Genomic DNA, 17,415 nt, shown 5'->3' on the forward strand with positions numbered 1-17,415 from the left:
ACTGCTTTTGCCGCAGGTCGATCAGCGGACCGGAAAACCGGTCCGATAAGGCACAGCCGTGCATGTTCGACACACGGTCTCCGCTGTCCGATAAATACAAATAGACCATGATTGGTCCGCCCGTCCCTACCGTCACCGACGAGCCTTTTCCAGCCGTTCTCCCGTAATGCCCGTGATGCCGGACCGCGCCCGCCGACTCGGACGGCGCCGGACCGCCGCGACTGGAACACAGCCAGACTCGACATATGACACAGGCTCATATGTGAAGTAGTATCTAGTGTCATGACAGCGGACGTCCCCACCGAACTGGTCGAGGCGGCGCTCGCCGCGGCGCGCGAGCGCGGCAGCGACGTCGCCGAGGTGCCCGTCACCGCGATCGCCGCCGCCGCGGGCCTGTCCCGCAGCACCCTGCTGCGGCGGCTCGGCGGCTCGCGGGCCCCGCTGGACGCGGCCGTGCGCCGCGCCGGGGTCGACCCCGGCGGGCGGCCGCCGGTGCGCGAGCGCGCCATGGCGGCGGCGGCCCGGCTCATCGGCGAGCGCGGCATCGGCGCGCTCACCCTGGACGCCGTGGCCGAGGCGGCCGAATGCTCGCTGCCCACCCTGCACACCGTCTTCGCCGGCCGCGACGGCCTGCTGCGCGCCATGTTCGAGCGCCACGGCCCGGTCCTCGACCTGGAGCGGCTGGCCGCCGACCCGCCCGAGCGCATCGAGGACACCGTCGAACAGCTCTACCGGGCGCTGGTGGTGCTCTTCGAACACGAACCCCGAGTACTCCCGGCGATCTTCGCCGACGTGTTCAGCCGCCCCGACGGCCCCGGCGCCCGGGTGCTGCGCGAGAACCTGCCCCGGATGCTCGGCAGCCTCGGGCCGCTGCTCGCCGCCCAGGTGGCGGCCGGGCGGCTGCGGCCGTGGCCGATCCCGCTGCTCATCCAGCAGCTGCTCGGGCCGCTGGCCATCCACATGCTGCTGCGCCCGACCATCGAGCCGGTGCTCGGCGACGCGCTGCCCCCGGTGGAGGACACCGTCCAGATCTTCGCCGACGCCTTCCTGCGCGCCGCCGCGCTGCCCGGTCCCGCCGAGGACGGGGGCCGGTGACGCGTCCCACGGCCCCGAGCACACCCGCACGACCGACAGAGAGGACACAGCCATGGGCAGGACAGCAGCCGCCGTCGGCACCGCCGCCTTCTTCGTGGTGGGCCCCGGCACCGTCGCCGGCCTGGTGCCGTGGTGGATCACCGGCTGGGAGTTCCGCGAGCCGCTGCCCTACTGGGCGGCGGCGCAGGCCCTCGGCGCGCTGCTCATCGCCGCCGGGGTGTACGTCCTGGCCGGGGCGTTCGTCGCCTTCGCCCGCGCCGAGGGCACCCCGGTGCCGGCCGCGCCCACCCGCAGACTGGTGGTGGAGGGCTTCCACCGCTACGTGCGCAACCCCATGTACGTCGCGCTGATCGCCGTCGTCCTGGGCCAGGCGCTGCTGTTCGGCCAGCTCGGGCCGGTCGGCTACGCGCTCGTGATGTGGGCGGTCGCCGCCGCCTTCGTGCGCTGGTACGAGGAGCCCAAGCTGGCGGAGCAGTTCGGCGGCGAGTACGCCGCCTACCGCGCCCACGTACCGGCCTGGTGGCCGCGGCTGCGGCCGTGGACTCCCGGCGTCCGGCCGCGCTGACCAGGCCGGCCCCGCGCCGGTTCACACCGGCGCGGGCGGCGCCGACCCCGGCCGCACCAGGCCGGTCTGGTAGGCGGCGGCCACCGCCTGGGCCCGGTCGCGCAGGCCGAGCTTCATCAGGATGCGGCCGAAGTGGGTCTTCACCGTCGCCTCGCCGATCACCAGATGGCCGGCGATCTCCTTGTTCGACAGGCCGTAGGCCACCAGCACCAGCACCTCGCGCTCGCGTGCGGTCAGGCAGGCCATCTCCTCGGGCGTCGGACGCAGGGTGTCGTGCCGGGAGGCGAACTCGCTGAGCAGCCGGGAGGTCACCGCCGGATCCAGCCACGCGTCGCCCCCGGCGATCACCCGAACCGAGCGCACCAGCTCCTCGGGCACCGCGTCCTTGAGCAGGAAGCCCGACGCCCCCGAGCGCAGCGCCTCGTACACGGCCTCGTGCACGTTGTAGGTGGTCAGGATGAGCACCTTCACCGGCGAGTCGGCGTCCTCGGCGAAGCCGTCGGAGGTGATCCGGCGGGTGGCCGCCACCCCGTCGGTGCCCGGCATCCGCACGTCCATCAGCACGATGTCGGGCTGCAGCCGAGCGGCCAGCTCGACCGCCTCCTCGCCGTCGCCGGCCTCGCCGACCACCTCGATACCGGGTTCGCCGGACAGGATCATCGCGATCCCCGAGCGGACGAGCGGCTGGTCGTCGGCGAGCAGCACTCTGATCACTGAAGGGGCCTACTTCCTGTGTGGGGCGGGGCGGGGGGACGGGGACGCGGGGTCGGCCAGCACGGGCAGCGAGGCCGCCACCCGGTAGCCGGTGCGGTACGGGGCGGCGTCGAGCCGGCCGCCGAAGACGGCCACCCGCTCGGCCAGGCCGAGCAGGCCGTGGCCGGTGGACAGCGACGCCCGGTTGGACGGCGGGACGCCCTTGCCGTCGTCGACCACCTCGATCCGCAGCAGCCGGGCGGAGCCGGCCGACCAGTCCAGCCGCACGGTGGCGGCGGTGCCGGGGCCGGCGTGCTTGGTGATGTTCGTGACGGCCTCCTGGACCAGCCGGTAGGCGGTCAGCTCGACGCTCTCCGGCAGCGGCACCGGCTCGCCGACGACCTCCAGGCGCACCTGGATGCCGGCCATGCGGACGCCGTCCAGCAACTCGTCCAGGTCGCTGATCCGGTTCATCGACAGGCTGCGCTGCGGGACCTCGTGTCCGCGCATCACCACCAGCATCCGCCGCAGCTCGGTCATGGCGGACTTGCCCAGGTCCTCGATGTGGCCGAGCGCGTCGGCGGCGCGGGCCGGGTCGGCGGCCAGCACCCGCCGGGCGCCGCTGGCCTGGAGCACCATCACCGTGACGGCGTGCGCGACGATGTCGTGCAGCTCGCGGGCGATCCTGGCCCGTTCCAGCGCCGTCGCCTGGCGCGACTCCGCCAGCCGCCGGCGCTCGACCTCGGCCGCCGCGCGGGTGACCCGCACCCAGCGGCCCACCGCGCACGCCCCGGCCGCCTGCAGGCCGTAGAAGATCGTCAGGCCGATCGTGGCCGAGGTCAGCTGCTCGGGCTCGGCCTCGTCGACCAGCGAGTTGACCACGAACAGCAGGCACGGCACCGCGGCGGCGGCCAGCGCCGCCAGCGCCGCCCACAGCGGCCGCGCCACGGCCACCGTGTACAGGGCGACCAGCAGGGCGGTGAACGGAGTGAAGAAACCCGCGCCCAGCAGGGACAGCACCGCGCTGCCGGTCGCGTAGGCCCACACCGCGAGGTAGACCCCCACCGGGCGGCGGCTGCGCAGCAGCAGCGCCGCCGTGCCCAGGGAGGCCAGGCCGAGCATGCTCAGCCGCTGCCCGGCCGTGGCCCCCGGCGTGATGAGAGCCGAGTAGTACAGCAGATCGGGAACGAGAACCGCCAGCGCGAGCGCGCCGTCCTGCACCATCGGCGACGGAACGGCGCGCCGGCCGGCGTCCGGAGAGGACATCGGGACTTCCGGCGGGTTCAGCGCGGACGCTTATTCGCCGTCCCCCGGCCCGCCCTTGCATATCGGCGTCGGCCGGCAGGTCTGGATGACGAATTCCGCGAAGGAATCGGCCACCAGCCCCTCAGGCCATTCCCATTCCTGCGGGCCCTCGTACCTCGGCCGTCCGGCCACCAGATAGCCGAGTTCGGCGAATACCTCCCACAGGTCGCCCTCGTGCCGCTCGATGGCCTCGGCCAGCGCGCCGCGGCCCGCGGCGGGCACCTGCACCGCGTACGCGGAGGCGTCCCGCAGGTACAGCGCGCAGAACGACGAGACGAACCCGCCCTCGAAGCGCGCCGCCTCCACCTTCTCCACCAGCAGTTTCTCCGCGCGGTCCGGCACCTCGGGCAGGGTCCGCACGGTCATGCCCTCGGACCGGTCCAGCAGCTCGCGCGGCGGATCGGGCACGATGACCGCGCTCGGCGCGACCAGGATGCCGGGTGCGACCCGCTTGGCGCTGTCCTCCGTGAGGACGTACACGTCCACGATCGAGGCGTTGTCGCGCTTCATAATGCTTCCTCCCGGAATGGAACCACCGAATACCCGTCCGCCTGCCCGTCGGCGCCACATTGTCATAATGACGACCGGCCGACCAGGGCGGACCGCCGACCACCGGACCCGTCGAGTTCGATTTCTCGACCAGTCGGAATATCGGTCGAAATCCGAACTGATTCCGATAGATGACGATTGATGCCGATGGATGCGGACCGGAGCGGCGGCCGGGCGTGCGGGCCCGGCCGCCGCCTCACAGCACGGCCGGAACCGCGGCGCGCGCCCGGAGCGCCTCCGGCCGCGGCGCGGCCGGACCCGTGCGCTGCCGGGGCGGGCGCACGGCCGCGCCCAGCACCTTCTGCTGGAGCGCGCGCAGCTCCGGGCCCGGCTCCACGCCCAACTCGGCGTCGAGCAGCCGCCACAGCCGCTGGTAGGCGGCCAGCGCGTCGGCCCGCCGCCCGGTGCGGTACAGCGCCTCGATCAGCCGGGCGTGCAGCGCCTCGTCGAGCGGATGGGCCCGCACCAGCTGGTGGAGGTCGGGCACCAGGTCGCGGTAGCGGCCCAGCCGCATCTCCGCCTCGATCCGCAGGTGCACGGCGCCCAGCCGCAGCTCCTCCAGCCGGGTGGCGTGCGCGGACAGCACCTCCCCCGTCTCGACGCTGCAGAACGGCGCTCCGCGCCACAGCCGCAGCGCCCGGCGCAGCGAGTCCAGCGCGGCCGCCGGGCGGCCGCCCTCCAGCTCGGCGCGGCCCCGGTCCACCAGCAGCTCGAACTCCCGCGCGTCGACCTGCTCGTCGGCCACCCGCAGCAGGTAGCCGGGCGGGCGGGTGACCAGCAGGTCCCTGATCAGCGGGACGCCCAGCTCCCGCACGAACATCTGCCGCGCGTGGTACACGTACGTCTGGAGCGTGGTCAGCGCGCTGCGCGGCGGGCGGTCCCCCCACAGCTCCCCGATCAGCGTGTCCACCGCCACGATCTCGTGCCGCCGCACCAGCAGCAGCGCGAGGACCCGCCCCGACTTCGCCGCGGTGACCGACAGCGTGCCATGGCCGTCCGTGACGATCTCAAGCGGACCGAGCACGTTGAACCTCATTGGTGTACGCCTCCCGTGACGCGGGGCGGACCGGCCGCCTCACGCCCTCATCCCCCTGGTCACGGCACCGGACGCGCCGCCCGGCGGGCCTCGCCCACCGCTATCGAGAATGCGCCGCGAGGGGCCGCCGCCGCGTCTGCGCCCAGGAGGATTCGCGGGGTCCGACCGGGGTCGTACACCGGCACCCGCACGTACACCGTTCGGGGCGCTGTGGGAGCGGCGCGCGGGGTGACCGGGGCGGGTCGGCCGGGGCGGGTCGGCCGGGGCGGGTATGGCGCGGTCTGCCTGGCGGATCGGCCTGCCCGGCGGGGAGGGCCCGCGGGCAAGCACCCGCCGGAGCGCGCCCGTAGGGGGAAGCCCCTTGGTCAACAGCGTTCCGCCCTGGCTTGTGCCGCGCAAGGCCCGATACGCGTCGCGGCGCACGCCGCGACAGGAAAGGCGGCCGCTGTCGCGCTCCGCCCGGTCCGCGCCAGGCGGCGGCGCGGCCGCCCGCACCGCCGACGGCGGTCTACCGGGCGTCGAGGCCCCCACCCCGGTCGGGGTCCAGGACCCGCCGCCACCAGTCGGCGTCGCCCGGTCGGCCAGGGTCGGTCAGGCAGCGGGCGAAATAGGCGGCGTCCAGCGGGGCGACGCGCCTGCGCAACTCCGCGCCCGCCGCCCTGGGCAGCGCGCGGATCACCCGTTCGAGATCAGGGCGGTCCGCGGGGTCGAGGCAGCACGGGGAGATTCCGCAGCCGACGTACACCTCGGTGTGGCGCAGGCGGGCGAAGGACGCCCATGCGGCCAGCAGATGCGCGGTGCGGCCCGGACGCAGCCACTCGCGCTCGCGTTCGAGCCGGGCGAGCGCGCGCAGCAGCCGGGGCGAGGCACCGGGGACCTGCCGCTCCCGCCGCCGGGAGCGGCACGGCGGCTCGGCGCGGACGGCCGAGGGGCGTCTACGCGGCATCGGCCTTTCTGTCGGTCATACCGGCACGCTCCCACACGCCGCCCCGCGGCCGCCACGGTCCAGGGGGCTCTTGGCCCCATACGGCCAGGCGCGGACGCTGCCACAATGGCGCCGTGCGCACCGTGGCCGAACTCGCCGACGAACTCCTCGACGTCCTCGCCGCCGAGGAGCCGCTGAACGAGATGCTGCAGGACCAGCCGGGCCACCAGGACCGGCTGGCCGACCCCCGCGAGGAGGCCGAACGGCTGCTGCGGGAGCGGGCGCGGCGGGTGGCCGACGAGGCCGCCGCCCCGGCGCCGCCGCCCGGCGACGCGCTCACCCTCGCGGTCGTCCGCCAGCAGGCCGAGGCGGTCGTGGTCCGGCTCGACGCGCGGCTGGTGGAGTTCACCATGCGCGGCCTGAGCGTCTCGCCCCTCACCCAGCTGCTCAGCAACCTGCCGCTGCTCACCCCCGTCGGGGAGCCGCGGCACGAGCGCGCCTTCCTGACCCGGCTGGCCGCGATCCCCGGCTACCTCGCCGCGGCCGCCGAACGGCACCGCCAGGGCGTGGCGGCGGGCCGCACCCCGGTGGCGCGGCGGGTGCGCGACGCCGTCGCCTACCTGGACCGGCACCTGTCCGCGCCCGCCGACGACCCGCTGCGCCGCCCGCCGCTCAGCCCGACGGCCGCCGCCGAGCGGGACCGGCTGCTCGAAGGGGCGGTGCGGCCCGCCTTCGCCGCCTACCGGGCGGTGCTGGCCGAGGAGATCGCGCCGCACGGCCGCCCCGACGACCGTCCCGGCCTGTGCGCGCTGCCCGGCGGCGGCGCCGTCTACGCCGCGCTGGCCCGCACCCACACCACCACCGGGCACAGCCCCGAGGAGCTGCACCGCACCGGCCTGGAGCTGATGGAGCGGCTGGACGACGAGTTCGCCGCGATCGGCGCACGCCGCTACGGCGCCGCCGACGGGGCCGAGACGCGGCGGCGGATCCGCGCCGACCGCACCCTGCTGTGGCCGGGCGCCGAAGAGGTGCTGGCCACCGCCCGCGCCGCCATCGCACGCGCCGAGCGCGCCGCGCCCGACTGGTTCGGGCGGCTGCCGTCGCGGCCCGTGGCGGTGGCGGCCACCCCGCCCGCCGAGGCGCCCGAGTCGTCGGCGGCCGCCTACCTGCCGGGCGCGCCCGACGGCTCCCGCCCGGGCACCTACTACGCCAACACCTACCTGGCCACCGAGCGCGACCGCTCACCCGCCGAGGCCAACGCCTTCCACGAAGGCGTCCCCGGCCACCACATGCAGATCTCGCTCACCCAGGAGCTGACCGGAGTGCACCCGCTGCGCCGCGCCGCCTGGGTGAACGCCTACATGGAGGGCTGGGCGCTGTACTCCGAGCGGCTGGCCGAGGAGATGGGCCTGTACTCCGACGACGTCGCCCGGCTCGGCATGCTGGCCCTGGAGACGATGCGCGCCGCCCGGCTGGTCGTGGACACCGGCCTGCACGCGCTCGGCTGGAGCCGCCGGCAGGTGGTGGAGTACCTGCGCGCGAACACCGTCATGCCCGAGGTGGAGGTGCAGCAGGAGACCGACCGCTACATCGAGTCGCCGGGGCAGGCCCTGTCGTACATGGTCGGTCGGCTGGAGATCCAGCGGCTGCGCGCCCGCGCCGAGGCCGAACTCGGCGCCGCCTTCGACATCCGCGCCTTCCACGACACCGTCCTCGGCAGCGGCCCGCTGCCCATGCCCGTCCTGGACGGCGTGCTCGCCGACTGGACCCGCGAGCGGGCGGCGGCCCGGTAGCCGACCCGCCGCTCAGGCGTCGTCGGCCGGGTCCGTCTCCGGGCGGCACAGCACCGGGCTGCTCAGCGCCCCGCACGGGTGGTGGCCGAGGGAGCGCATCACGTCGACGCCGACCTCGGCCGTCAGGTAGCGCAGGAAGGCGGCGGTGAGCGACTGGGCGTCGGGCGTGCCGTAGGTGTAGGCGTACTCGGTCTCCCAGTAGGGGTAGGCTCCGGCGTCGGCCTCGGCGACGCTCGCGGTGACGCCGTCGATCTGCACGGGCAGCACGTCGGCGCGGGCGTTCACCGCGCCGAGTTCGCTGTAGCCGATGGCGCCCGGCGTCTGCGCGACCGCGTCCAGGAGGTCGTCGGTGGACGAGCGCTCGCAGCGGACGACGCCCGGCTCCGCGTTGGGGGCGAGGGTCGTGCAGTCCTCGGAGTTCGTGCCGCCCTCGCGCAGCCGAAGGACGCGCTGCTCGAAGACGCCGCGGGTGCCGGAGTCGGCGTAGCGCCCCACCAGGCGGACCGGCACGTCGGCGCCGCCCAGCTCCTCCCAGTTGCCGTACTCACCGGTGAAGACGTCCCTGAGCTGCTCCAGCGACAGCTCCCGCACGCCCGCCTCCGCGTTGACGACGGGGGTGAACAGCATGAAGGCGACCGGCCGCTCCACCAGCATGGGCAGGCCGTCGGGCTTCGCTCCGTCGGAGAAGGCCACCATCTCGGTGCTCTGCGAGTCGTTCAGCTCGCGGACGCCGTGGTCGCTGCCCTCGGTGTCGGTGAGGATCTCGGCGCCCGGGCAGGTCCGCATGTAGGCGTCGGCCGCCTCGGCCAGCACCGGCCGGAAGGCCGTCGAGCCCACCAGGGTGAGCCGCCCCTGGTAGCAGTCCATCGGGTCGGCCTGCTCACCGAAGACGTAGCCGACGCCGAACTGGGCGACGATGATCACGACGAGGAAGGCGATCAGCGCCATCACCGGTCCGGACGTGCGGGTGCGGCTCTCGGTCTCGCTCATCCCGCCGCTGCCGACGCCGCCGATGATGCCGCCGATGAACACCGGTTCCGCGAAGGGCTTGGCGCGGCCGTCGACCGTGCGGTCGGTGCTCTCCAGCACCACCAGGACCTTGTAGTGCAGGCCGGGGTTGAGCGGCACTTTGGGAAGGCAGATCTCGTCCTCGCCTTCGGAAACGGCGAGCCCGGATTCCGCATCGAAGGATTCGTGCAGGAATTCGTCACTGACCTCTGTGACGACCAGCCCGGCCACCCGGCGCCCCGGGAATCTGACGCGGACGCCGACCTTGTTGCCGGGCAGCACGGCGTAGTCGGAGGAGTTGATGTGGCTGGTGCCGTCGTTCTCGATCCGCAGCAGCACGAATGAGGGGTTGACCAGCGGCTCGGGGCGCTCCCCGTTGGCGCGGCGCAGCAACTGCCAACCGTCCGCGGAGGTGCGGGCGGCGACGTCGTCGGCGGCGGTGGTGTCCATCTGCACCCGGTAGCCCAGCCGCTTGCGGCCGACGAATACGAACTCGTAGAGGAACGCGCCGATCGGGACCAGCACACCGACGACCGTCAGAATGATGTTCCAGGGGTATTCGTCCAAGACCGCACCCATTCCGACCCGCGGATCAATAGGGACGGATGAATATACGGCGGACATAACGCACCGGATGCGGGGCGACGTCGAGCATTCGGCAGATGTTCACCGGAACGGTTCGGCGCCGGTGACCGGGCCCTTTTCGGTCCGGCCGCCGCGGTCACCGGAACGCGCGGAAACCGCGCCGCCGGGCCGCGGTCGCGCGTGGTCGCGCCGGGTGGCCGCGCGGGATCGCGGGGACCGCACCGAACCGCATCCGCTCCTACAGGCCGCCGCATCGCCTCGGTGTCGTTGAGGCGGAGGGAAGCCTTCGGCGGGCACGGCCGCGCCGCAGGTGGCGCACAGCCGCTCCCAGCCCTCACCCGTCCGGTGCACCAGCCGGTTCGGCGGCAGTGCCGCGCGCACTTCGGCGGTGCGCTCGTCGGGCGACAGGCCGGCCCGGACGCCGAAGTGGGCCGTCCACATCCCGGAGCGGCGCCCGCGTCACCGGCGCCTTGCATCGGGGTGGGAGGTGCGGGCGCCCGGCCGGTGCCCGTGGACCGGGCCGGTTCGCGTACTCGGCGGGACAGCGGCGGCCGGGTGCGCAAGGATAGGAGTGTGAGCCAGACGCTGCCCTCGGCCCTGTGGATGTGCTTCGGTGCGCGCCTCGCCGACGCGCGCACCGAGGCGGGGCTCACCGTCGGCGGCCTGGGCGACCTCGTCGGCGAGTCCGCCGAGTCGATCGCCTCGGTCGAACGGGCGCACCGCCGCCCGTCGCGCTCGCTGGTCGAGCAGCTGGACACCGCCCTCGACGCGGACGGCGCCCTCACCGAGGCGTGGGCCGGAACCGTGCAGGACGAGGCATTCCCGCGCCGCTTCGACGACCTCGCCGCGCTTGAGGTGCATGCCGACCACATCTGGGAGCACCAGTCCATGACGGTGCCGGTCTACCTGCGCACCGCCGACTACTCGCGTGCCGTGCTGGGCCCGTCGCACCCGGGCACCCCGGCCGAGACCGTCGAGGAGTGGGTGCGCGAGGAGGTGCGGCGCGGCGCCGCGCTGGCCGGACCGGACGCCCCCACCCTGCGGGTGGTGCTGAACGAGACGGCGCTGCTGCGCCCCTTCGGCGGCCCCGAGGTGCTCAACGCGCAGCGCGACGCGCTGGCGGCGCGGATCGCCTCGGGCAGCGTCGAACTGGGCATCATCCCCGAGGCCACCCCCAACCATCCCGGCCTGTCGCCCGGCTTCCGGGTGATGACCTTCACCGGCCGCCCCCGGCTCGTCTACGCCTTCCACGCCCTCGGCGGCACCCTGATCAGCGACGACGAGGGCATCGGCCACTGCGAGATGCTGATGGACCGCATCATCGCCGCTGCACTGCCGCTCACCCCGACAGCGCCGCTGCTCACCGACCGCTACCCGGACGGCGCCGACGCGTGAGGGCCGGGCCGCCGGAGGGGGTCGGCCCGGCCCTCACCTGGTGATCCGCGGGCTGGGTCGGGGGCGGTGACCCGGTGTCGGCGGGGACCCGGCCCGAGGACCCGCCGTTGGCGAGGGCCGCGCCTGGTGCCCCACCGTCGGCTTCGGCCGGATCCGATGCTCTGCCGTCGGCAGGGGCCGGTCCGGTGACCGGCCCCTGCCGGGCGAACCCGCTGACCCGCCGTCGGCCAGGGGGCGGACCCGGCAACCCGCGGTCGGCCAGGGCCGGAAGCCACCCGAGCGCAAGCCCCGCGAGCACGGCTGTGGACGGCCCGGCGCCGGCCCGGCCGGGTTGTCCACAGATTTCCACTGAGACCCGCCCAGCCCCCTTGACGGCTGCGAGGCTCGGGGCGCGGGCTTGTCCTTGTTGGGGTGGTCTGCCCCCTGGAGGGGCGGGGCCTGGGTGGGGCCGCCCTGGACGAAGCGGCCCGGACGCAGCGTGCCCTGACGGCCCCACGCGTGCGGGACCCGGTCAGCGGCGGTAGACGATCCGGCCGCCGATGACGGTCGCGGCCACCGACAGGTCGGGGTCCAGGACGACCAGGTCGGCGTCGGCGCCCGGGGCGATCCTGCCCTTGGCGGCCGCGCCGAGCTGCGCGGCCGGGGTGGCCGAGGCGGTGCGCAGGGCCGCGGCGAGCGGCACCCCGGCGCCGACCAGGGTGGCGACGGCGTGGTCCAGGGCGCGGCCGCCGCCCGCCGGGCCGCCGCCCGCCGCGGTGATCTCGCCGCCCCGCACGCTCACCTCGGTGCCCTCCCAGCGACGGTGCGCGCCGTCGGGCAGCCCGGACACGTCGCTGCCGTCGCTGACGGCCATCATCCGGTCCGGCCCCACGGCGTCGTGCAGGAAGCGCAGCAGCGGGGCGGCGACGTGCCGCCCGTCGGCGATCACCTCCACCCGCACCCGCTCGTCCACCAGGGCCGCGGTCACCGCGCCGGGCGCGTGCCGGTCGATGGGCGGCAGCGCGTTGAAGCAGTGGGTGACCCGGCGCACGCCCGCGTCGAAGGCGCGCCTGGCCTGCTCGTAGCCCGCGGTGGAGTGGCCGAGCGAGGCGGAGACCCCCAGCTCCGCTAGGACGGCCACGGCCTCGGCACCGCCGGGCAGCTCGGGGGCGAGCGTGACGGTGCGCAGCGCGCCGCCCGCGGCGGCGTGCAGCCGGTGGATCTCGGCGGCGGTCGCGGTGCGCAGCCGCTCGGCCGGGTGCACGCCCCGCGCCTGCGGGCTGATGAACGGCCCCTCCAGGTGCAGGCCGAGCAGGTGGACGCCGCAGCCGCCGAGGCGCCCGCCCGCCGCGGCCAGGCCGCGCACCGCCGCCGCCAGCGCGTCCGGGGCGGCGCTGACCGTGGTCGCGACGCACGCCGTCACGCCGTGCCGGGCGAGGTGCCCGCCGATCGCGGCGAGCCCGTCAGGGTCGGGCGCCATAAAGCTGTGCCCGAGCGCGCCGTGCACATGGGTGTCGATGAATCCGGGCGCCACCACTTGACCGGACACGTCCCACCGCGTCTCGGCAGGACCGCCGGTTCCGTCGAGGTCCGCCGGGGTCGCCTCCCCCGGCCCCTCTCGGCGCGCCCGCTCCGCGCCGAGAGGCGGTGCGGGCGCTCCCGGCGGCAGCACCGCGTGCACGGTGCCGCCGTCGAGCACCAGGTCGCGCTGTGTCAACCGGCCATCGGGCAGCAGCACCCTCCCCCCGGCCAGCCGCAGCGGCCCGGCGCCCGTTCCCATGCCCTCCACTCCTCTCAGGTGCCTCCGGCCGACGACGGCACGGTCACAACGGCCTGGCCGTGACGCGTCCTGGGCCGCCCGCGCCGGCCCGGTCGGCCGGTGACGACGCCCGATACGCCAGACGCAAGTGGGCGAGCCCGGCCTGTGGACAGGACGGCGCCGATCGGGCCGGTTGTCCACAGTTTCCGTGCCGGGCCGGCCCGGAGGGCTTGACAGCTGCGAGGCTCGGGGCGCGGCTTGGCCTTGTTGGGGTGGTTTGCCCCCTGGAGGGGCGGGGCCCGAGACGGGCGGCACCACCCGAAGGGCCCCGCCTTGGACCGCTCCGCCTAGGACCGGTCTGGCCGGACCGGGCTGCCCTCAATTCGCCGCCGTGCTGATCGAGCGCCGCATCACCGTCCGCGCCTCGCGGTACCGGGGCTCGTCCTGGCGCATCACGTCGGGGTCCAGGCCGCGGCCCAGTGCCAGCTGGTGCGCGAAGCAGTACAGCGGCAGCGCGGTGAGCAGCGGCATGACCGGCGCGGGCAGGGCGGGCAGCCGGGTGGCGGCGTCGGCGGCGGCCAGGGCCTCCTCGTCGTCCCCGATGACCCAGGTGGCGGCGCCGATGGCGCGCAGCCCGGCCAGGGTGCGGCGGACGGCGTCGCGGTCGCGCTCCCCGACGGCCAGCACGATCGCGAGTTCGCCCGCCCGGGTGCTCACCCAGGTGCCGTGCGCCGCCTCCTCGATCTGCCAGCCGACGGCGTACACGGAGGCGGCCTCGGTGATCTTCAGGGCGCCTTCCAGGGCGGTGGCGTGCTCGGGACCCGCGCCGACGACGACGTAGCGGGGCGCGTCGGCCCAGCGGTCGGCCAGGTCGGCGGCCTGCGGCCAGGCGGCGGCGAGCAGCGCGCCGACATGCCCGGCGGGCTCGGCGAGCGCGTCCAGGCCCGGCGCCGCGGCGCCGCGCAGCGCGGCGAGCTCGCGGGCCAGCCGCAGCCCGCGCACCAGGGTGCTGACGTAGCTGCGGGTCTTGGGCAGCGCCGACTCCATGCCGCGCTCGTCGACCAGGGCGTACCCGGCCGCGGCGGCCAGCGGCGAGGCGCCGTCGTCGGTGATGGCGATGACGGGCCGCCCGGCCGCGGCGGCGGCGCGCGCCGCGGCGACCACGTCGGGCGTGCGCCCGGTGTGGGAGATCGCGATGAGCGCGTCGGCGGGCCCGGCCGGCGGCGGGTAGCCGGCGTACTCGTACGCCTCGGTCACCCGGGAGCGCAGCCCGGCGGCGTCGAAGGCGTAGCCGAGGACCGCGGCCGCGAACAGCGAGGAGCCGCAGCCGACCAGGTCGACCGCTGAAGCCCCGGCCAGGACGGCCGCCGCGGTCCGCGCGTCCTCGGGGCGCTCGCCCGCTTCGGCCAGCACCTCGGGGACGGCCTCGACGCCCGCGCGCATGTGGACGCCGCTCATCGCTTCAGCACCTCGGCGTTCAGCGAGTTGCGGCGCTGGCCGGGCAGCCACTGCACCGACAGCTCCAGACCGTGCTCGGCCAGCCGCTTCCACGCCTGGATCTCGGCGTCGGTGGCGTGCACCTCCTTGGTGAGCTTGATCTTCGCGCCCGGGGAGCGCACGCCGCCGATGTTCACCTCCGTCAGCTTCAGCCCGCCGTCGACCAGGGTGAGCAGGTCGACCGGGTTGGAGACCAGCAGCAGGGCGCGCCCCTCGGGCAGTTCGGCACCCGAGCCCAGCCGGCGCGCGGCCTCGGCCACCGTCCAGATCTCGATGCCGACGCCGTGCGGCACGGCCATGGTGACCAGGCTCTTCTCGAAGGCGTCGCCGGCCACGCGGTCGTTGGCCACGATGATCACGTCGGCGGCGACACTGCGGGTCCACCCCATCGTGACCTGGCCGTGGACCAGGCGGTGGTCCACCCGTACCAGTACGAGTTCCATCCCGTTCCCTCCGTTCGCTGTCTTGGTTTCCGCCGGTGCGGCGGGCCTCAGCCCGCCGACCAGCGCACGACGCCCTGACGTCCGGCGCCCTCGGCCAGTTCGGCCAGCTCGGCCAGGGCCGTCCCGGCGCGGCGGGTCAGCACTTCGAGCAGCATCGGCACGTTCACCCCCGCGACGACGGCCAGGCCGGGCAGCTCCCGGGTCAGCCGGGCCGCCGAGGTGAAGGGGGTGGCGCCGGGCAGGTCGGCCAGCACCAGCACGCCCTCGCCGCCGTCCAGCGCGGCGGCCGTCTCGCGCAGCCGGGCGCCGAAGCCCTCGGGCGCCTCGCCCTCCTCCAGGTCCAGCGCGGCGCTCGCCTGCTGCGGGCCGACGATCACCTCCACCGCCGACAGCAGGCCCGAGGCCGAGCGGCCGTGCCCGGCCACCACTACCGCGACCATCTCCAAGGCGTCCTCCGTGTTCTCCGTGTCCTGTGTGTCCGCCGTCAGCCGCCGGTGTGCAGCACGCCCAGGGCGCCGAGGCCGAAGCCGACGACGGCCAGCACCAGCAGCACGAGCATCGCGTTCACCCGGCGGCGGATGCCCCAGAAGGCCAGCAGCGTGATGCCGAGCGGGATGATCTTCGGCATGACCTGGTCGAGCATGTCCTGGAGGCTGACCACGGACTCGCCCTGCGTGTACTGGAGCGGGGTGTCGATGGACAGCCAGGTGCCGACGAGCGCGCCGACGCCCATCAGGCCGGCGATGGAGGCGCCCTCCATCAGCCGCTTGATCGCGGTCTGGTCGATCCGCTCGAACAGCCGCCGGCCGAGCCGGAAGCCGTAGCTGAGCGAGACCCAGCGGATCACCACGTGCACGACGTTCACCGGGATGAGGAAGACCAGCGGTGCGAGCACATTGCCCTGGAGGGCCAGCGAGGCGCTGATGCCGCTGAACAGCGGGCGCAGGGTGCCGTGGAAGGCGGCGTCGCCGATGCCGGCCAGCGGGCCCATCAGGCTGCCCTTGACGCCCTGGATGGTCTGCACGCTGTTGTGCTCGCGCTCGGCGCGCTCCTCGGCGTCGAGTCCGGCCAGGTCGTCGGTGGTATCGGTGCGGGTGGGCGCGGGTTCGACGGCCGTCGCGGTGACGGTGGCGGACGGCGCGTCGGACGCCGCCGCCGTAGCGGTGCGGGCCTCGGCGGCGGCCGGGGCGGTGATCGCGGCGTGCTGGGCCTCCAGGTCGCTCACCAGCGCCAGGATGGGGCCGGGCAGCCAGGCGTGGCTGTTGAAGAACACCAGGTGGCGGCGGAGTGCGGCTCCGAAGCGCTCCCGGTCCGGGTAGAGCCGGCGCAGGAACGGCAGCAGCGCCCAGGTGAAGCCCATGGCCTGCATGCGGTCGAAGCTGAAGGCCGACTGGACCGCGAAGGACCGCCAGAACAGCCGGCGCTGGTCGCGGCGGCTGTAGGTGGCGGCCTCGGCCTGGTCACCGTCGCCGCGGTGCACCAGCTGGACGCCGCCCTTCTGGAAGATCCACACGGCCGCGATCATGAAGCCGAGCGCGGCGACGCCCAGCACGCCGAAGCTGGTGTAGGCGGCCAGCAGGAAGCCGATGAAGAAGAAGGGCATCAGCATCTTGGTGGACAGGGTGTTGAGCAGCAGCGCGAAGCCGAGCGCGGGCAGTACCGCTCCGGCCACCATCAGGCCGTTCTGCAGCGGCCCCTCGATGGCCGCGCTGAGGTGCTGCACCGCCGTGGTGCCCAGCTGCAGACCGAGGAAGGCGGGCACCGCGATGCACAGGAAGTGCACGAAGTTGCCCAGGTGCACCATGGCGGCCACCCCCCGTCCGCTTCCTCGGTCGGCATAGCGTTCGGCCGCTGTGACGAAGACCGTGCTCACCGCCTTGGCGATGAGTTCGCCGAAAGCGCCGAGGAGGGCGGCGGGCACCGCCACCACCATCGCCTGCTCCGGTGAGAGCCCGGCGGTGATGGCGAACGCGGTGCCGAGCACGCTGCCGATCGGCAGGTTGGGCGGTACGGAGCCGCCGACGTCGGCCGCGCCGATGAAGATCAGTTCGAGGGCGGCGCCGACGGCGAGTCCGGTGGCGAGGTCGCCCAGTACGAGGCCGGTCAGCGGCCCGAGCACGATCGCGCGCTCCAGGAACAGGTCGCCCATGAAGCGGCGGCTGAAGTACGCGAAGCCCGCGATGAACGCGAGCAGGAGGACTTGCCCCAGGGTCATCTGACCCACCTTTCACTCGGACGGTCCGGCGGTACGCCGTTGCGGCCGCACCCGGCGCGCCGCGCCGGGCAGGGGGACCGTGCCGCCACCGGCGGACCGTCACGAAGGGTGACCACGGGCAGGGGGCAGCCCCGTGACCTGGCCATCCGAAGATCGTTGACGGGAGGCTACGCGCTCCCGCCACGATCGAGCAAGAGAGATGCTCATTTTTGCTCGATTGCTCGGTTAAACGTGCGTTACCTGCTCGTCACCTGGGGTCGGTGGGCCAGACACCGGTCACGGCGCGCGGGTGGCTCACCGTCCGTTCGGTGGTGCGGGGGCGCGTCGGGGTGCCTCGGCCGGGTGGTGTGCGGGCACTCGCCCCGTCCGGATCGCGGCTTCCCCGGGCCCGCCCCGCCATGGGCCCCGGCCCCGCCCACGTCATCGGCCCCACCCGTCTCAGGCCCCGCCCCACCAGGGGGCAAACCACCCCGACAAGGCCAAGCCGCCCCCCGAGCCTCGCACCTGTCAAGCCCCCCGGGCAGGCCCCACACGGAAACTGTGGACAACCGGTCCCACCGGCCCCGCCCCGTC

General features: G+C 74.8%; 16 protein-coding genes. 4 read left to right on the forward strand and 12 right to left on the reverse strand.

What is annotated here, in order from left to right; genetic code table 11:
• The first annotated feature begins 282 nt into the window (after positions 1-282).
• Positions 283-1,095, forward strand: a complete 813-nt coding sequence (locus CLV72_RS19265; protein WP_106248187.1) for a TetR/AcrR family transcriptional regulator — start codon at positions 283-285, stop codon at positions 1,093-1,095.
• A 52-nt stretch (positions 1,096-1,147) separates the two neighbouring features.
• Entirely contained in the window at positions 1,148-1,660 is a 513-nt protein-coding gene (locus tag CLV72_RS19270) for a methyltransferase family protein (RefSeq protein WP_106248190.1), read from the forward strand.
• 21 nt (positions 1,661-1,681) lie between these two features.
• Here CLV72_RS19270 and CLV72_RS19275 read toward each other — a convergent pair whose 3' ends face one another.
• The 5 genes from CLV72_RS19275 to CLV72_RS19295 all read right to left on the reverse strand — a co-directional run bounded on the left by CLV72_RS19275 (position 1,682) and on the right by CLV72_RS19295 (position 6,189).
• Positions 1,682-2,374 carry a response regulator gene (locus tag CLV72_RS19275; protein ID WP_106248192.1) on the reverse strand — a complete coding sequence of 231 codons (693 nt, stop codon included), beginning with the start codon at positions 2,372-2,374 and terminating at the stop codon, positions 1,682-1,684.
• Between the two features lie 9 nt (positions 2,375-2,383).
• Positions 2,384-3,619 carry a sensor histidine kinase gene (locus tag CLV72_RS19280; protein WP_106248195.1) on the reverse strand — a complete coding sequence of 412 codons (1,236 nt, stop codon included), beginning with the start codon at positions 3,617-3,619 and terminating at the stop codon, positions 2,384-2,386.
• 30 nt (positions 3,620-3,649) lie between these two features.
• Positions 3,650-4,168: a hypothetical protein gene (locus CLV72_RS19285; RefSeq protein WP_106248197.1), complete on the reverse strand. Its 519-nt coding sequence runs from the start codon at positions 4,166-4,168 to the stop codon at positions 3,650-3,652.
• Positions 4,169-4,403: 235 nt separating this feature from the next.
• A complete protein-coding gene (locus CLV72_RS19290) occupies positions 4,404-5,231 on the reverse strand; it encodes an AfsR/SARP family transcriptional regulator (protein ID WP_211302960.1) in 828 nt (275 codons plus the stop codon).
• A 520-nt stretch (positions 5,232-5,751) separates the two neighbouring features.
• Entirely contained in the window at positions 5,752-6,189 is a 438-nt protein-coding gene (locus CLV72_RS19295; protein ID WP_106248202.1) for a hypothetical protein, read from the reverse strand.
• A gap of 113 nt (positions 6,190-6,302) precedes the next feature.
• Between CLV72_RS19295 and CLV72_RS19300 the strand changes: the two genes are divergently transcribed.
• The gene (locus tag CLV72_RS19300; RefSeq protein WP_211302961.1) at positions 6,303-7,961 is read left to right on the forward strand and encodes a DUF885 domain-containing protein; all 1,659 of its coding nucleotides are present in this window, start codon (positions 6,303-6,305) and stop codon (positions 7,959-7,961) included.
• A 12-nt stretch (positions 7,962-7,973) separates the two neighbouring features.
• Here CLV72_RS19300 and CLV72_RS19305 read toward each other — a convergent pair whose 3' ends face one another.
• Complete coding sequence (locus CLV72_RS19305) at positions 7,974-9,536, reverse strand: substrate-binding domain-containing protein (RefSeq protein ID WP_106248512.1); 1,563 nt, start codon at positions 9,534-9,536, stop codon at positions 7,974-7,976.
• 99 nt (positions 9,537-9,635) lie between these two features.
• A complete protein-coding gene (locus CLV72_RS32885; protein WP_245930308.1) occupies positions 9,636-9,995 on the reverse strand; it encodes a sulfotransferase in 360 nt (119 codons plus the stop codon).
• A gap of 132 nt (positions 9,996-10,127) precedes the next feature.
• Here CLV72_RS32885 and CLV72_RS19315 point away from each other — a divergent pair, with 132 nt between their 5' ends.
• Positions 10,128-10,949 carry a helix-turn-helix domain-containing protein gene (locus CLV72_RS19315; RefSeq protein ID WP_106248205.1) on the forward strand — a complete coding sequence of 274 codons (822 nt, stop codon included), beginning with the start codon at positions 10,128-10,130 and terminating at the stop codon, positions 10,947-10,949.
• A gap of 511 nt (positions 10,950-11,460) precedes the next feature.
• Here the strand turns inward: CLV72_RS19315 and CLV72_RS19320 are convergent.
• The 5 genes from CLV72_RS19320 to CLV72_RS19340 form a co-directional block, all read right to left on the reverse strand.
• Positions 11,461-12,708: an N-acetylglucosamine-6-phosphate deacetylase gene (locus CLV72_RS19320; RefSeq protein ID WP_106248207.1), complete on the reverse strand. Its 1,248-nt coding sequence runs from the start codon at positions 12,706-12,708 to the stop codon at positions 11,461-11,463.
• Positions 12,709-13,065: 357 nt separating this feature from the next.
• On the reverse strand, positions 13,066-14,145 hold the full coding sequence (locus CLV72_RS19325; protein WP_106248210.1) for an SIS domain-containing protein: 1,080 nt from the start codon (positions 14,143-14,145) through the stop codon (positions 13,066-13,068).
• Positions 14,142-14,627, reverse strand: coding sequence for a PTS sugar transporter subunit IIB (locus CLV72_RS19330; RefSeq protein WP_106248212.1), 486 nt, complete (start codon positions 14,625-14,627; stop codon positions 14,142-14,144). The genes CLV72_RS19325 and CLV72_RS19330 overlap by 4 nt, the downstream gene beginning before the upstream one ends.
• A gap of 47 nt (positions 14,628-14,674) precedes the next feature.
• Positions 14,675-15,067, reverse strand: coding sequence for a PTS sugar transporter subunit IIA (locus CLV72_RS19335; RefSeq protein WP_245930321.1), 393 nt, complete (start codon positions 15,065-15,067; stop codon positions 14,675-14,677).
• 44 nt (positions 15,068-15,111) lie between these two features.
• Positions 15,112-16,842 (reverse strand): PTS system mannose/fructose/sorbose family transporter subunit IID, encoded by a 1,731-nt coding sequence (locus CLV72_RS19340; RefSeq protein ID WP_106248217.1) that lies wholly within the window; start codon positions 16,840-16,842, stop codon positions 15,112-15,114.
• Between the last annotated feature and the right edge of the window lie 573 nt (positions 16,843-17,415).

This window comes from Allonocardiopsis opalescens (genome assembly GCF_003002095.1).
Classification (GTDB): domain Bacteria; phylum Actinomycetota; class Actinomycetes; order Streptosporangiales; family Streptosporangiaceae; genus Allonocardiopsis; species Allonocardiopsis opalescens.

Excerpts from the sequence above, each read along its gene's own strand:
- CLV72_RS19265 (WP_106248187.1), top strand. The coding sequence starts at position 283 with ATGACAGCGGACGTCCCCACCGAACTGGTCGAGGCGGCGCTCGCCGCG.
- CLV72_RS19270 (WP_106248190.1), top strand. The coding sequence starts at position 1,148 with ATGGGCAGGACAGCAGCCGCCGTCGGCACCGCCGCCTTCTTCGTGGTG.
- CLV72_RS19280 (WP_106248195.1), bottom strand. The coding sequence starts at position 3,619 with ATGTCCTCTCCGGACGCCGGCCGGCGCGCCGTTCCGTCGCCGATGGTG.
- CLV72_RS19285 (WP_106248197.1), bottom strand. The coding sequence starts at position 4,168 with ATGAAGCGCGACAACGCCTCGATCGTGGACGTGTACGTCCTCACGGAG.
- CLV72_RS19295 (WP_106248202.1), bottom strand. The coding sequence starts at position 6,189 with ATGCCGCGTAGACGCCCCTCGGCCGTCCGCGCCGAGCCGCCGTGCCGC.
- CLV72_RS32885 (WP_245930308.1), bottom strand. The coding sequence starts at position 9,995 with ATGTGGACGGCCCACTTCGGCGTCCGGGCCGGCCTGTCGCCCGACGAG.
- CLV72_RS19320 (WP_106248207.1), bottom strand. The coding sequence starts at position 12,708 with ATGGGAACGGGCGCCGGGCCGCTGCGGCTGGCCGGGGGGAGGGTGCTG.
- CLV72_RS19325 (WP_106248210.1), bottom strand. The coding sequence starts at position 14,145 with ATGAGCGGCGTCCACATGCGCGCGGGCGTCGAGGCCGTCCCCGAGGTG.
- CLV72_RS19330 (WP_106248212.1), bottom strand. The coding sequence starts at position 14,627 with ATGGAACTCGTACTGGTACGGGTGGACCACCGCCTGGTCCACGGCCAG.
- CLV72_RS19335 (WP_245930321.1), bottom strand. The coding sequence starts at position 15,067 with ATGGTCGCGGTAGTGGTGGCCGGGCACGGCCGCTCGGCCTCGGGCCTG.
- CLV72_RS19340 (WP_106248217.1), bottom strand. The coding sequence starts at position 16,842 with ATGACCCTGGGGCAAGTCCTCCTGCTCGCGTTCATCGCGGGCTTCGCG.